General features: G+C 66.4%; 14 protein-coding genes. 6 read left to right on the top strand and 8 right to left on the bottom strand.

Translation table 11 applies throughout. From position 1 onward, the window contains the following. Positions 1-77 precede the first annotated feature (77 nt). On the top strand, positions 78-1,028 hold the full coding sequence (locus AC1DS0_RS22125; protein ID WP_476816418.1) for a hypothetical protein: 951 nt from the start codon (positions 78-80) through the stop codon (positions 1,026-1,028). A 23-nt stretch (positions 1,029-1,051) separates the two neighbouring features. Here AC1DS0_RS22125 and glyA read toward each other — a convergent pair whose 3' ends face one another. After that, positions 1,052-2,350, bottom strand: coding sequence for a serine hydroxymethyltransferase (gene glyA, locus AC1DS0_RS22120; protein ID WP_152014189.1), 1,299 nt, complete (start codon positions 2,348-2,350; stop codon positions 1,052-1,054). A gap of 95 nt (positions 2,351-2,445) precedes the next feature. Next, positions 2,446-2,892 (bottom strand): helix-turn-helix domain-containing protein, encoded by a 447-nt coding sequence (locus AC1DS0_RS22115; protein ID WP_476816417.1) that lies wholly within the window; start codon positions 2,890-2,892, stop codon positions 2,446-2,448. Between the two features lie 67 nt (positions 2,893-2,959). Between AC1DS0_RS22115 and AC1DS0_RS22110 the strand changes: the two genes are divergently transcribed. Together AC1DS0_RS22110 and nhaA are read left to right on the top strand one after the other, a co-directional pair. Then, positions 2,960-4,168, top strand: coding sequence for an MFS transporter (locus AC1DS0_RS22110; protein WP_476816416.1), 1,209 nt, complete (start codon positions 2,960-2,962; stop codon positions 4,166-4,168). Between the two features lie 155 nt (positions 4,169-4,323). Beyond that, positions 4,324-5,583 (top strand): Na+/H+ antiporter NhaA, encoded by a 1,260-nt coding sequence (nhaA, locus tag AC1DS0_RS22105; protein ID WP_476816415.1) that lies wholly within the window; start codon positions 4,324-4,326, stop codon positions 5,581-5,583. A 194-nt stretch (positions 5,584-5,777) separates the two neighbouring features. Here the strand turns inward: nhaA and AC1DS0_RS22100 are convergent, their stop codons facing one another. Beyond that, on the bottom strand, positions 5,778-6,431 hold the full coding sequence (locus AC1DS0_RS22100; RefSeq protein ID WP_476816540.1) for a GntR family transcriptional regulator: 654 nt from the start codon (positions 6,429-6,431) through the stop codon (positions 5,778-5,780). Between the two features lie 139 nt (positions 6,432-6,570). On the opposite strand from AC1DS0_RS22100, the gene AC1DS0_RS22095 reads away from it, so the two are divergent. Together AC1DS0_RS22095 and AC1DS0_RS22090 are read left to right on the top strand one after the other, a co-directional pair. After that, complete coding sequence (locus AC1DS0_RS22095) at positions 6,571-7,545, top strand: Bug family tripartite tricarboxylate transporter substrate binding protein (protein ID WP_476816414.1); 975 nt, start codon at positions 6,571-6,573, stop codon at positions 7,543-7,545. Positions 7,546-7,595: 50 nt separating this feature from the next. Continuing rightward, positions 7,596-8,690 carry an isocitrate/isopropylmalate dehydrogenase family protein gene (locus tag AC1DS0_RS22090; RefSeq protein WP_476816413.1) on the top strand — a complete coding sequence of 365 codons (1,095 nt, stop codon included), beginning with the start codon at positions 7,596-7,598 and terminating at the stop codon, positions 8,688-8,690. Between the two features lie 193 nt (positions 8,691-8,883). On the opposite strand, the gene AC1DS0_RS22085 is transcribed toward AC1DS0_RS22090, so the two are convergent. The 5 genes from AC1DS0_RS22085 to AC1DS0_RS22065 all read right to left on the bottom strand — a co-directional run bounded on the left by AC1DS0_RS22085 (position 8,884) and on the right by AC1DS0_RS22065 (position 13,066). After that, positions 8,884-10,125 carry a L,D-transpeptidase family protein gene (locus AC1DS0_RS22085; protein WP_152014183.1) on the bottom strand — a complete coding sequence of 414 codons (1,242 nt, stop codon included), beginning with the start codon at positions 10,123-10,125 and terminating at the stop codon, positions 8,884-8,886. 286 nt (positions 10,126-10,411) lie between these two features. Beyond that, positions 10,412-10,924, bottom strand: coding sequence for a transcriptional regulator LdtR (ldtR, locus tag AC1DS0_RS22080; protein ID WP_057192211.1), 513 nt, complete (start codon positions 10,922-10,924; stop codon positions 10,412-10,414). Positions 10,925-11,130: 206 nt separating this feature from the next. Next, positions 11,131-11,571 carry a DUF6163 family protein gene (locus AC1DS0_RS22075; protein ID WP_152014182.1) on the bottom strand — a complete coding sequence of 147 codons (441 nt, stop codon included), beginning with the start codon at positions 11,569-11,571 and terminating at the stop codon, positions 11,131-11,133. A 1-nt stretch (position 11,572) separates the two neighbouring features. Continuing rightward, the gene (locus AC1DS0_RS22070) at positions 11,573-12,628 is read right to left on the bottom strand and encodes an enoyl-CoA hydratase/isomerase family protein (RefSeq protein WP_476816412.1); all 1,056 of its coding nucleotides are present in this window, start codon (positions 12,626-12,628) and stop codon (positions 11,573-11,575) included. Positions 12,629-12,715: 87 nt separating this feature from the next. Next, complete coding sequence (locus AC1DS0_RS22065; protein WP_476816411.1) at positions 12,716-13,066, bottom strand: hypothetical protein; 351 nt, start codon at positions 13,064-13,066, stop codon at positions 12,716-12,718. A 157-nt stretch (positions 13,067-13,223) separates the two neighbouring features. Between AC1DS0_RS22065 and hemB the strand changes: the two genes are divergently transcribed. Continuing rightward, positions 13,224-14,270, top strand: coding sequence for a porphobilinogen synthase (gene hemB / locus AC1DS0_RS22060; protein WP_476816410.1), 1,047 nt, complete (start codon positions 13,224-13,226; stop codon positions 14,268-14,270).

The raw sequence follows: 14,270 nt of genomic DNA, 5'->3' as shown, positions 1-14,270 counted from the left end.
CCATGGCAAGATATCGTTCTGCGACGCGCCTGCGCCTGCCTGCCGATCCCCATCGCCTGCCAATCGGAGTTTCGCAGATGTCCAATGACACTACCGGCGACGCCTTCGGCGGCCTGGTCGTCCTGGCCTTCGACCTTCTCGACAGCGAGATCCAAAGGTCTCCCGAACGCCTCGCCGAAATCCTCAAGAGCCCGGTGGTGCTGTCGACGGCCCAGAAGGGACTGCTCAGCTTCGCGAACGCGAAACTCAAGAGCCAGACGACCCAGCTCTCGTCCGAGGACATCCAGAAGCTCCGCTCCATCGGCGACGACGTCCTGTCCAAGGCCGCCGACGAGTATTTCAAGCAGATCAAGAAGTCGTCGAACTACAAGGCTTTGGAGAAGCAGGTCGACGCCTTCAAGCAGGCCGCCAGTTCGTCGGCACTTGGCGTCTGGGTCGATCAGCACAAGGGTATCGTCTACGTCGTCGGCGCGGCGCTGGCGCTGGGAGCGGGCGCCGCCCTCTTCGTCACCAAGCCGAACAATGGTGCGGTGACGCTCGGCCTGCAGCAGCTGGAGAAGCTGAAATTCGAGGTCGTCAAGCTCGGCGCGCTCAAGCTCGGCGTCGGCGGCATCGTCTTCGATCCGACGGCCGAGCTGGTCGGCGCCAAACTGACCGGCAAGCTGAAATGGGACCGGCTGAAGCTCGATCTTTCGCTTCAGGTGGTGACAAAATCGGCCGCGATCGAGAAGGTCGAAGGCGAGGTCATGGTCCAGTACGGCTCGTTCGAGCTCAGCGGCATCGTCAAAAAGGATGTGACCAAGCCGACCGTCGATCTCAACCTCAAGCTGAGCGCGACGGACGACCGCTTCAACGTCTCCGTCGCCGCGCAGGTCAAGGACGGCCAGTTCGGTGGCAGTGCCTCGGCCGGCTACAAAATCACCAAGGGGCTCGATCTCAACGCCGAGCTCAGCCGGGCCAACCGGGGCGATGCGCCCGGCGGCCCGGAGAACCTGTTCATGATCAAATTGACCGGGACCTTCCCGTAGAAAGAGGTCCCAGTCGCCTCCCCTCAGTAGATCGGGAAGCGCGCGGTCAGCTCGTGGGCCTTGGCCTTGACCGCCTGCTCGACGGCGGCGTTGCCCTCTTCGCCATTGGCGGCGAGGCCGTCAAGAACCTCGGCGATCAACTCGCCGACCTTCTTGAACTCGGCGACGCCGAAGCCGCGCGAGGTCGCTGCCGGGGTGCCGAGGCGAATGCCGGAGGTGACCATCGGCTTCTCCGGATCGAAGGGGATGCCGTTCTTGTTGCAGGTGATGTGAGCGCGCCCGAGCGCGGCTTCGGCGGCCTTGCCGGTGACCTTCTTCGAGCGCAGGTCGACCAGCATCAGGTGGTTGTCGGTGCCGCCGGTGACGAGGTCGAAGCCCTTGCTCTTCAGGGTCTCGGCCAGCGCCTTGGCGTTGGCGACGACGGCATGGGCGTAGCTCTTGAACTCCGGCTGCAGCGCCTCGTGGAACGAGACGGCCTTGGCGGCGATGACGTGCATCAGCGGGCCGCCCTGCAGGCCCGGGAACACGGCCGAGTTGATCTTCTTGGCGATCGCCTCGTCATTGGTCAGCACCATGCCGCCGCGCGGGCCGCGCAGCGTCTTGTGCGTGGTGGTGGTGACGACATGGGCGTGCGGGAACGGCGAGGGATGGGCGCCACCGGCGACCAGCCCGGCGAAATGGGCGATGTCGACCATGAAATAAGCGCCGACCTTGTCGGCGATCTCGCGGAATCGGGCGAAATCCCAGTGGCGGGCATAAGCCGAGCCGCCGGCGACGATGATCTTCGGCTTGTTCTCGACGGCGAGGCGCTCCATCGCGTCATAGTCGATGATCTGGTCGACGACGCAGACGCCATAGGGCACGACCTTGAACCACTTGCCGGACTGGTTGACCGGGGCGCCATGGGTCAGGTGGCCGCCGGCAGCGAGATCGAGGCCCATGAAGGTGTCGCCCGGCTGCATCAGCGCCATGAACACGGCCTGGTTGGCCTGCGAGCCCGAGTTCGGCTGGACATTGGCGAACTGGCAGTCGAACAGCCGGCAGGCGCGCTCGATTGCGAGCTTCTCGGCGATGTCGACGAACTGGCAGCCGCCATAATAACGCCGGCCCGGATAGCCCTCGGCGTATTTGTTGGTCATCACCGAGCCCTGCGCCTCGAGCACCGCCTGCGAGACGATGTTCTCCGAGGCGATCAGCTCGATCTCGTCGCGCTGGCGACCGAGCTCGAGCTCGATGGCACGGGCGATCTCGGGATCGACATCGGCAAGGCCGGCGCCGAAGAAGGAGTTGGAGAGGTGCTTGTCGCGCGCGGCTTCGGTCATGTCCGGCTCCTAAGAATGCGGCGGCCGATCGCGGCCGATCCCCGCGCGGTCCCTATCACGCAGAGTGAGGCTGTCCAAGCGCTAGATGGACGCGGCTAAGGAGCTGCCCGGCGCGCGCCCGAACGCCGGACGGAGGGACGGTAGACGAGCTTCCGGCGCGAGGCAGCCTGCATCAGCTTGCGGAAGGTCGGGCACTCCAGATGCGAGGGCGCGGGACAGTCGGCGACATGGCGCAGGATGTCCCGCAGCGTGCGCAGCTCGATCATCTGCCGCTGCAGTTCGTCCGCTTTGACGCGCAACTGATCTCGCGGAATATCGGGCCTGCCGTCGCGGCCGAACATGCCGGCGATCTCCTCCAGCGAGAAGCCGGCCGCCTTGCCCATGGCGATCAGCGAAAGCCTCAAGAGCACATCGGCATCGAATTGCCGCCGCAGGCCCCGCCGCCAGAGCGAGGCGATCAGGCCGATCTCCTCGTAATAGCGCAGGGTCGAGGGCGCGACGCCCGAGCGTTCGGCGACCTCGCCGATATCGAGAACAGTCATGCTTGACCTCAAGTCGACTTGAATTCGTACGCTCTGCCGAACTCATCATTTCGGCAAGAGGATCATCATGGAAGCTGTTCTCGTTTCAAGGCAAATTCCGATCTGGCAGGATCGGCGCGCCATCGCCCTCCTGATGGCGGCATCGCTCACCACCATGGCGAACGCGACGATCGCTCCGGCCCTGCCCGGGCTGGAACGACTGTTCGCCGGCGAGCCCAATGCCGCGCTGCTGACACGGCTTCTGGTACCGGCGCCCTCGCTCAGCGTCGCGATCCTTGCACCACTCGCCGGGCTCGCGGCCGACCGGATCGGGCGGCGCCGGCTGCTGCTCTTCGGCGTGATCCTGTTCGTGCTGTCAGGCTGCGCCGGGCTCGTCCTGCCCGACCTTCCGACGATCTTTGCGAGCCGGCTCGTATTGGGGGTGGCGGTCGCCCTGATCATGACGGCGCAGACGGCGCTGATCGGCGATTATTTCACCGGCGACGACCGCAATGCGCTGACCGGCCTGCAGATCTCGGCACGCAATCTCGGCGGCCTCGTCTTCATTCTCACCGCCGGCTGGGCCGCGACGCTCTCGCCGCGCCTGCCCTTCGCGATCTACGGGCTGGCCGCCGCCTTCCTGCCGCTGATGTGGCTGGTGATCGTCGATCCGCCGAGGCCGGCGCAGGCCAGCGGCGCGAAACCAGCGGGCGATCGCAGCGATGACCACCCCTGGCGACTGCCCCTCACCTCGCTGGTGCTGCTGCAGGGCGCGACCAACATGATCTTCTTCATCATGCCGACGCAGCTGTCCTTCTTCCTGGATACGCGAGGCTATGACAGCGCGATCATGACCGGCTCGGCGCTGGGCGTGCTGATGCTCTCGGGCGGCGGCTGCGCGCTGCTCTACCCGCGCATCCAGCGCAAAATCGGCTATGCCGGCATCTTCGCGCTGGGCTATGGCGCGATGGCGCTGGGCTTTCTCGTCCTGTTGCTCGCTGCGACCACCCCGGCGATCTTCGCCGCGGTCGCGGCGATCGGCGCGGGCTACGCGCTGGTCTCGCCGAGTTTCGTCGCGCTCGCCCTCAACCTCGCACCGGCGCAGAAGCGCGGGCTCGCCGGTGGCATCCTGACCGCCTCGATCTTCATCGGCCAGTTCTGCTCGCCGCTCGCCAGCACGCCGGTGATCGCGGGCTTCGGTTACACCAGCCTGTTCGGCGGCACAGCAGCGTTGCTCGCGACCATGGCCCTCGTCGCAGCGCTGGCGGGTGGTGCGGACCGGCTGCGCCGGCGATAGTGCGGCGATATGGAGTGCCGCCTCGCGCGCACTCTGCTTTATTCACAACCTGGGAAAGCCGAATCGTCCCTTGGCGCGATTGTCGGCTGCAATCGAAACGACATCGGGGTGTCGCAGCAGCCGGGTGAAACGGAAACCGGCGGAAGGAGGACGGCGTGGCGCAGCAGACGGACGAGATCGAAGCTCACCAGCCGGACTGGCCGCCGAAGCGCCGCTCGCCCCTGCATGCCTTCCTCGAAAGCGGAGCGGCGGCCGGCGTCCTGTTGGTCTTCTCCGCCGCTCTAGCGCTGATCATTGCAAATTCGCCGCTCGGGATCGTCTACTTCACCATCCTGGAGGCGAAGGTCGCCGGCCTCTCTGTCCTGCACTGGATCAACGACGCGCTGATGGCGCTGTTCTTCCTGCTCGTCGGGCTGGAGATCAAGCGCGAGTTCATCGAAGGCCAGCTCGCGACCTGGAGCCGCCGCGCCTTGCCCGCGCTGGCAGCGCTGGGCGGCATGATCGCGCCCGCCTTGATCTATGCCACGCTCGCCCGCAGCGACCCGGAAGCCTTGCGTGGCTGGGCGATCCCCGCTGCCACCGACATCGCATTTGCGCTCGGCGTGCTCGCCATCCTCGGCTCGCGCGTGCCGGTCTCGCTCAAGATCTTCCTGACCGCGCTCGCCATTCTCGACGATCTCGGCGCGATCCTGATCATCGCCCTGTTCTATTCCGGCGATCTCTCGCTGCCGATGCTGGCCGGCGCCGCCACGTGCCTCGCCATCCTGATCACGCTCAACCTGCGCGGCGTCCGCCTGCTGCCACTCTACCTCGTCATCGGCGCCGTGCTCTGGTTCTTCGTGCTGAAGTCCGGCATCCACGCCACGCTTGCCGGCGTCGCGCTGGCGCTGACCATCCCGCTCGGCGGCCATGGCACGGAGAGCGACGAGCCTGAGCACTCCCCCCTGCACACGCTGGAGCACCGGCTCCACCCCTGGTCATCCTATCTGATCGTGCCGGTCTTCGGCTTCGCCAATGCCGGCGTCTCGATCGCCGGCATGTCGCCCTCGCTCCTGCTGACGCCTGTGCCGCTCGGCATCGTGCTCGGGCTTTTCCTCGGCAAGCAGATCGGCGTGTTCGGCTTCGCCTGGCTCGCCGTGCGGCTCGGTCTCGGCACCATGCCGGCCAAGGCGACTTGGGCACAGCTCTACGGCGTCTCGCTGCTCTGCGGCATCGGCTTCACGATGAGCCTGTTCATCGGGGCACTGGCCTTCGCGAACAGCGCCGCGCTCAACGACGCCACCAAGATCGGCGTGCTCGCCGGCTCGGCGCTGTCGGCAGTGATCGGCTATGTCGTGCTCCATCTCGCCGGCCGGCATCTGACTAAGGAGGACGAGCTCGTGCCCGCGATCGCCCGGCAGAAGCAGACTCGCTGAGAAGCTCCCCCGGCGATCACACAATCGTCGCAGCTGCGGCGGAACCATGGCGAGCCGACTGCGTTACCTTCGCAGCTGTGGAGGCGGCAATGGGTTTCAGTCTTCTGGAAATCTCGATCGTGATGGCGTGCATATCGCTGCTCGGCTTCCTGATCGCCGACAATCTGGCCTGATCCCAACCGACCGCGGACGGCTCAGCCCGCCTGCACCAGCCGCCGTAGCCGTTCACGGCCGGCAGCCCTGATGTGATCGCGGGCGGCAGCCTCTCCCCTGATGGGATCGCGAGCTTCGATCGCCGAGACGATGGCGTCATGCTCGGCATGCGCCTGTCCCGCACGCCCCACATCGAGCAAGGTCGAGGAGCCGAGCAGCGCACGCGCATCGCGCAGCGCGTTCAGCGCTTTCAGCAGATAGCGGTTATGTGCGGCGCCATAGAGCGCAGAATGAAAGCGCTCATTGTGGCGCGCCAGTTCCTGCGGGCGGGTGAGCAGCCCGGCCTCGATCGCGTGCAGATCACGCAGCAACGCGACCTCGCCCTCGGAGGCGTGACGTGCGGCGAAGGCAGCGACGGTCCCCTCCAGCACCTCGCGCATCGCATAGAGCTCGGAGACCGCCTGATGGTCGAGTGTCATCACGACGAGCGTGCGCGAATCACGGGTAAAGAAGCCCTCGGCCTCGAGCCGGCGCACTGCCTCGCGCAAGGGCGTGCGGCTCATTTCCAGCCGGATGGCGAGGTCTTCCTCGCGCAAGCGCATGCCGGGCCTGAGCTCGCCGGCATCGATCGCCTCGCGCAGACGCGCATAGGCCTGGCCCGCAAGCGAGCGCACCGGCTGGACATCGGCGAACACCGTCAAACTGCGCCCTCTCCCATTCCTCAAGGCCGGATGCCGTGATCGCTCGGCCCTGCGCCGAAATCAACGCTTGCCCGTGCGACCAAATTCAGCATACTTCGGTATACTGAAAAATCAAAACAACGTGGGAGGCTTCATGTCGCGCCGGTTTCCAACGCTCCTGCTCGCAGCCGCATTCGCCGCGCTGCCGGCCATCGCCGCGAAAGCGCAGGACTGGCCGAGCAAGCCGATCACCATGGTCGTGCCTTATGCCGCCGGCGGTGGCACCGACGTGATCGCGCGGGCGGTGGCGCAGAAGCTGCAAGATCGGCTCGGGGTTGGCGTCGTGGTCGAGAACCGCGCCGGCGCCGGCGGCAATCTCGGTACCACTGCCGCGGCGCAGGCTCCTGCCGACGGCTACACCGTGCTGATCAGCAATATCGGCCCGATGGCGGTCAATCCGAGCCTGTTCAAGAATCTGAAGCATGACCCGGCCGAGGTGCTGGAGCCGGTGACGCTGATCGCCAAGGCGCCGCTGCTTCTGCTTGTGCATCCATCGGTCAAAGCCAACTCGGTCGCCGAGTTGATCGCGCTCGCCAAAGCCCAGCCGGAAGGGCTGACCTATGGCACCGCCGGACACGGCTCGGCCAACCACATCGCCACCGCGCTGTTCGAACTGATGGCGGGCGTCAAGCTGAAGCACGCCCCCTATCGCGGCGCCGGGCCGGCGCTGAACGACCTCATCGGCGGGCATATCCCGATGATGTTCGCGACGCTGCCTTCGGCGATCGGCCATGTGAATGGCGGCGGCCTCAAGGCGCTCGCCGTCACCACGGCCGAGCGGGCTCCGGCGCTGCCGCAGGTGCCGACGCTCGCGGAAGCCGGCGTGCCCGGCTACGAGGCGAGCGGCTGGTACGGCGTCTTCGTACGCAAGGGCACGGCGCAGGCGATCATCGACAGGCTGCGCAGCGAGGTCGCGACCATCATCAACCTGCCGGAGGTGCGCCGGAACCTCGAGCTCGAAGGTGCCCAGCCGATCGGCAATACGCCTGCCGAGTTCGCCGCCTTCGTCAAGGCCGAGCGCGAAAAGTGGTCGAAGGTCGTCGCCGAGGCCGACATCAAGATCGAGTAAGGCGCCCTCCCGCTCCATCACCTTCCATCATTCACGGACCGATGCCGACCATGACCGACGCGACATCCCCTGCCCTGCGCCTGCTCGTCCTCGAAGGCGACGGCATCGGCCCCGAGATCGCGGCGGCGACCTGCAAGGTGCTCGACGCCGCGAGCAAGCTCTTCGGCTTCGGGCTCGCCTATGAGCGGGCGGAGATCGGTTTCGCTGCGCTGAAGAACCAGGGCACGACCTTCCCCGAGGCCGTGCTGGAGGCGGCAAAGCGGGCGGACGGCGTCATCCTCGGCCCGGTCTCGCACAACGAGTATCCGCCAGCCGAGAAGGGCGGGCTCAACCCATCCGGCCAGTTGCGCAAGCGGCTCGACCTCTATGCCAACATACGCCCGGCCCGCTCGCGCGACGGCTTTGCGCCGCGCTGCGGCAAGCCACTCGACCTCGTCGTGGTGCGCGAGAATACGGAAGGCTTCTACTCCGACCGCTCGATGCATCTCGGCCCCGGCGAGATCATGCCGACGCCGGACCTTGCCATGTCGTTCCGCAAGGTGACGCGGCAGGCTTCCCTGCGCATCGCCGAGAGCGCCTTTGCGCTGGCTCGCCAGCGCCGGCGCAAGGTCACGGCCGTGCACAAGGCCAATGTGCTACGCATCTCCGACGGGCTCTTCCTGGAATGCGTGCGCTCGGTGGCCGAGCGTTATCCCGATGTCGAATACGAGGAGAAGATCATCGATGCGATGGCGGCGCTGCTGGTGCGCGATGCCAGCGTCTTCGACGTGGTCGTCACCACCAACATGTTCGGCGACATCCTCTCCGACCAGGCCTCGGAAATCTCCGGCAGCCTCGGCCTCGCCGCCTCGCTCAATGCCGGCGAGGATCACGCGGTGGCGCAGGCGCAGCACGGCTCGGCGCCTGATATCGCGGGTCGCGACCTCGCCAACCCGGCCTCGCTGATCGGCTCGGCGGCGATGCTGCTCGCCTGGCTCGGCGAGCGGCGGCGGGCCCCTGCCCTGCTGCAGGCAGCGCAAGCGATCGAGCTGGCGATCGACCTGACGATCAAGGCGCCGGAGCAGCGCACGCGCGATCTCGGTGGTCCACTCGGTACGCGAGCCTTCGCGAACTGCGTCGCGGCCAATCTGGCGAAGGCGGGTTGAGCTGAATACTTTTCTCAGCCCTCATCCTGAGGAGCCGCGTAGCGGCGTCTCGAAGGATGCTCCAGGAGGCTCCTGAAACATCTGGAACATCCTTCGAGACGGCCCTTCGGGCCTCCTCAGGATGAGGGCTAAAATAGAAAAAGCCCGCCGTTGATCGGCGGGCCTCATTGTTTCGAGCACTTTGTAGTGCCGTTCAGATATCCTGATCGCCCTGCAGGGCAGCGACCGCCGCCGGTCCGAGACCGTCCTTGTTGTAGATGTCGTCGCGGAACTGCACGCCGCCATCCGGGGTGGCCCAGGCGGTGATGTAGACCCAGTAGCATGGCACCGGATTGGCGATGCGAGCATTGACGCGTTCGCCCGAGGCGATGGTCTCGTCAATCTTGGCGCGATCCCAGCCGGGGGTCTCCTTGAGCAGGAAGGCGATGTAATCGCGCACATTCTGGACGCGAATGCAGCCCGAGGACACGAAGCGGTAATCGTCGCCGAAGATGCCCTTCGACGGCGTGTCGTGCATGTAGACGCCGTGCGGGCTCGGAATGTTGATGCGCACGAAACCAAGAGAGTTGAACTCGCCGCCCGGATCCTGGCGGAAGGTGTAGCGGGTCGCCTCGTCCGAGCGCCAGTTGACGCGGTCGGGCGGAATCTCGCCGCTCGGCCCGATGATGCGGATCTTGTTCTCGGTGAGGTAGGTCGGCTCCTTCTGCATCTTCGGGATCAGATCCTTGCGGATGATCGAAGCCGGAACCGTCCAGGTCGGGTTGAAATTGACCTCGGGAATCTTGGTCTGCAGCAGCGGCGACTGGCGGTCGATCTTGCCGACACCGGCAGCATGGCGGGTCGCGACATGGCCGTTCTCGACCGTCTCGACCGCGGCTGCCGGGATGTTCGCCACGACATAGCGGTTGCCAAGGCTGCCCGACCAGGTGCGCAAGCGCACGATATTGGTCTCGAGCTGGCGGATGCGCCTGTCGACCGGCACATTGAGCGCCGCCAGCGTCGCGCGGTTGATGCTGCCGGTGGTCGACAGGCCCATGCGCGACTGGAAGCGGCGCATGCCGCCCTCGACATAGGAATCATAGATATTGCTGTCGCCGGCCGAAGCGTCGAGATCGCCGGTGATGATCAGCCGCTGGCGCAGGGCGACCACGCTCGGACCACGCGAACCGACGGAAAGGCGCTCGCTGACCTGCAGGGTCGGCCAGCCGCCGCGCGCGGCGAGCGCCCGGTAGGCCTCGACCGCCTGCTCGGTCGCGGCCAAAGCGGCCGGCGACAGCATCGGCGTCGAGGAGCGCTGGACGGCGTTGCGCGAGCCGGCATCATAGCTCTGGCGCCACTCGGCCTGCTGGGCGAAAGCCGGCAGGCTCACGCCGGCGGCAGCAGACGAGAGCAGGGCCAGAACCGTCTCGCGGCGGGTCAGGCGGATATTCGGCATCGATCGTACCCCTTGGACTTCTCGTATCATCGGAGCGGGACGCGACCCGCCCCTTCGGCCGGGCATCTGCCACGGTCGGTCGCTGGGGACGATCCCTTACCACAGTTAACAGCTCATGATGAGCGCGGCATTTTTAGGGCGGGGATGCGTCGCGCTCACGCGGGTTTGATCGCTGTGGCCGAAGGAAAATCACTGTTGCCGGAAAGAAACAGGCGCACGCGCCCCGGCCGGGAGGCCGAAGCGCGCTGCGGGGGATACCGTCGAGACCGGGCCCGTGGCCCAGCGCTCAGAGCTTGTAGCGGATCTGGTCGGTCCAGAAGCGCTCGAGGCGCAGCAGGGCGTTGTTCATCCGCTCGAAGTCGTCGGCCGCGATGCCGCCGATCTGCTCGACCGTGCGGACATGCTTGTCGTAGACGCCCTTGACGATGTGGTGCACCTCGCGACCCTTGTCGGTCAGGCTGATGCGCACTGAGCGACGGTCGATCCGCGAACGGGCGTGGTGAAGGAAGCCGAGCTCGACCAGCTTCTTCACGTTGTAGGAGACGTTCGAGCCGAGATAGTAGCCGCGGGTGCGCAGCTCGCTGGCCGAGAGCTCGGCGTCGCCGATGTTGTAGAGCAGCAGCGCCTGCACGCTGTTGACGTCGTCGCGATTGCGACGCTCGAACTCGTCCTTGATCACGTCGAGCAGCCGGCGATGCAGTCGCTCGACCAAGGTGAGAGACTCAAGGTAAAGCGGCTTCACCTTGAGCTGAACCTCGTCAGATGCGGCCGGCTCCACAGTCTTTACATTGCTCTTCATGGTAATATCCCGCCTGTTGATTACCGGCCAGGATTGTCTCCCGGTCCGCTTCTGAGAGACACCATAGGCGGGGCGGATGAAAACGAGTTTAAATATCAGGATGAATCAGGGATTTACCCATTTGGGTGAATCCAAAATGAACCGCAAATCCCTTAAGCTAAAGCGATTCTTACTGTGGCCCAGCGTATTCGAGGCGGGCTCAGGCTTCAGGATTCCTGGTTTTCCGCCGCCCAGGTGGCGAGGAAATAGGCCAGCATCAACGCGACATAAGTGCCTATCAGCGCCGGCGACAATGTCAGCCAGCGCGGGAAGAAGAAGCCGAGCAGCAACTGGCTGACGGCAGCGAGCAGCCAGAGCACGCCGCCCCAGGTCGCGGTCAACCAGAGGCCGACGCCGGCGACGAGATCGAAGACCGCGAAATAGACCGTGATCGCCTGGAAGGTCAGCGGGCGCGTCTCGAAGGCGGGGCCGGGCTCGAATACCAGCCCGAGGCCGAGGATCGTCGCCCAGTGCATCAGTCCCTTGCCGATCCAGACCACCGAAAGCAGACGCAGCAGCCAGACCAGCAGCAAGCGCCAGCGAACCCGGCGCTTCACCTCGCCCGCCTGGCCCGGGCCGCGCAGAACCTCGCCGTCGCGCACCGTCATCTCAGCTGCCCAGCGCCAGTTCGGCCGCACCGAGCGGAGCGAAATAGGCCGCCACCGCCGCCGGATCGAGCTCTTCCAGCGTCCGCGGCCGCCAGGACGGTGCCTGGTCCTTGTCGATCACCACCGCGCGCACGCCCTCGTAGAAATCGTGGCCGTGCGGGATGCGAGAGACGATGCGGAATTCGAGCTGCATCGCTTCCGTGAAGCCGAGCGAGGCGCCGCGGCGCATCTGCTCGAAGGCAATGGCGACGCTGGTCGGCGACTTCGCCCGAATCGTGGCGAGCGTCTTGGCGGCGAAGGCATCGCCGGCCGCCGCCTTCGCATCGAGCCGGCCCAGCACCTCAGGCAGCGTCGCGGCACCAAAGCAGTGAGCGATCGTCACTCGCTCCGGCGCGAGCTTGCCCGGCCCGGGATCTGCGGCGAAACGGGTGATCGTGGCGTCGACAGGCTCGGAGCCCGTCAACGCCTCGGCGAGCTCGGCCATGCGGGCCGAGGGAACCGCATGCGTCGCCAGCCCGAGCGCGAGCGCATCAGCCTGGCCGACACGGTCGCCGGTCAAGGCGAGATAGGTGCCGGCGTGATCGGGCAGGCGCGGCAAGGCATAGGTCGCGCCGACATCGGGAAAGAAGCCGATCCCCACCTCCGGCATGGCGAAGAGCCAGCGCTCGCCGGCAACACGGTGGCTGCCATGCAGGGAGAGGCCGACGCCGCCGCCCATGACGATGCCGTCGACCAGCGCGATGTACGGCTTGGGGTAGCTCTGGATGCGGGCATTGAGGATGTATTCCTCGCGCCAGAAGGCGAGCATCTCGTCGTATTGGCCGGCCTTGCCGAGATCGTGCAGGCTGCGGATGTCGCCGCCGGCGCAGAAGGCCTTCTCGCCGGCGCCGGTGACGACGATGCGCGTGACAGTGGGATCGTGCTCCCAGGCGTCGAGCGCCTTGGCCAGCTCGCGCACCATGGGAAGGTTGAGCGCGTTCAGCGCCTTCGGCCGGTTGAGCAGGACGAAGCCGGCGCTGCCGCGGATTTCACAGATGATGTCCTGTTCCTGCGCCATGTCCGCCTCGACCCCGATCCGTCAGGCGGTTCTGGAAGGCGGGCCCCGGCTTGTCAACGCGAGCGCCGACCCGGTCCCGTCCGGACTTTAGCGCACGGCGACGATACCGCGACCGTAGCCGCCATGGGCCTTGGGCAGAGCCCCGCAGACCATCGCCCGGCCATGGCTCTGCTCGATCGAGCGCAATGCCGCGACCTGCTCGGCATAGCTCTCGGTGGCGCGCAGGCCCGCGAGCGTGCCCTTGATCTCGCGCAGATTCCTGTCGAGCTTGTCCTGGCCAAGCCGCAATGACGGGCAATGCCGCTCGGCATAGTCGGCGGAGGCGAGTGCCGTCGCAGTCTGCGCCTCGATCGCGTCGCGGCGCGTCACCTCGGCCCGCGCGGCTGTGGCGGCGAGCGCTCCCACCAGCATGGCGACAGCAAAGAGTTCCGGCCGCATCGCATCCCCTTCCATGATCGCGGGATTGCCGCGCCGGGCAGGCTTGCGCCGTTCTGGCCCGCTCTCGCGACTGCGACCATCGCGCCTGTTTTGGGAGCGAGCCGATGTGATAGAGGATCGCCGGCAAGCCAATATCGCATTCACGGCGGAGGCGTCGATGACTTCCCGGGTACAGCCCCTCTCCACGCTGCAGGCCGCAACCACCACGGCGGATTCGCTCGGCCTCACTCGCCGCATGCGCCGCAACCGCAAGGCGGAATGGTCGCGCCGGCTGGTGCGCGAGAACCGCCTCAGCACCGACGATTTGATCTGGCCGATCTTTCTGATCGATGCCGCCGAGCCCGTCTCGCCCGTCGCCTGGATGCCGGGCGTCGATCGGCTCAACATCGACGAAGCCGTGCGGCAGGCGGAGGCAGCGGCCAAGCTCGGCGTCCCCGCCATCGCGCCCTTCCCCTATGTCGACCGGACCTTACGCGACGCGACCGGCTCGGAAGCGCTCAACAGCCGCAATCTGATGTGCCGGGCGGTGCGTGCGATCAAGGCGGCGGTGCCTGAGATCGGCATCATCTGCGACGCCGCGCTCGACCCCTATACCTCGCATGGCCATGACGGCGTGATGGATGGCGAGCGCATCCTGAACGATGCCAGCGTCGGCATTCTCGTCCGGCAGGCGCTGGCTCTCGCCGACGCTGGCGCCGATGTGATCGCGCCCTCCGACATGATGGACGGGCGCGTCGGCGCGATCCGGGCCGCGCTCGACGCCTGCGGCCATGAGGACGTGCAAATCATGGCGTATTCGGCCAAATACGCCTCGGCCTATTACGGCCCGTTCCGCGACGCGATCGGCACCAACGCCACATTGATCGGCGACAAGCGCACTTACCAGATGGACCCGGCCAACAGCGACGAAGCCATCGCCGAGGTCGCGCTCGATCTCGAAGAGGGCGCCGACATGGTGATGGTCAAGCCCGGCCTGCCCTATCTCGACATCATCGCGCGGGTGAAGGACACCTTCTCGGTACCGACCTTCGCCTACCAGGTCTCAGGCGAGTACGCGATGATCATGGCGGCGGCCAATAATGGCTGGCTCGATGGCGACAAGGCGATGCTGGAGAGTCTGCTCTCCTTCAAGCGTGCCGGCGCCGACGGCGTGCTGACCTATTTCGCGCCGAAGGTCGCCAGGATGCTGAAGGAACGCGGCTGA

This window comes from Allobosea sp. P4_H5 (assembly GCF_056400825.1).
The sequence above is the reverse complement of the archived record's forward strand: the minus strand, read 5'-3'. Positions and strand labels throughout refer to the sequence as shown.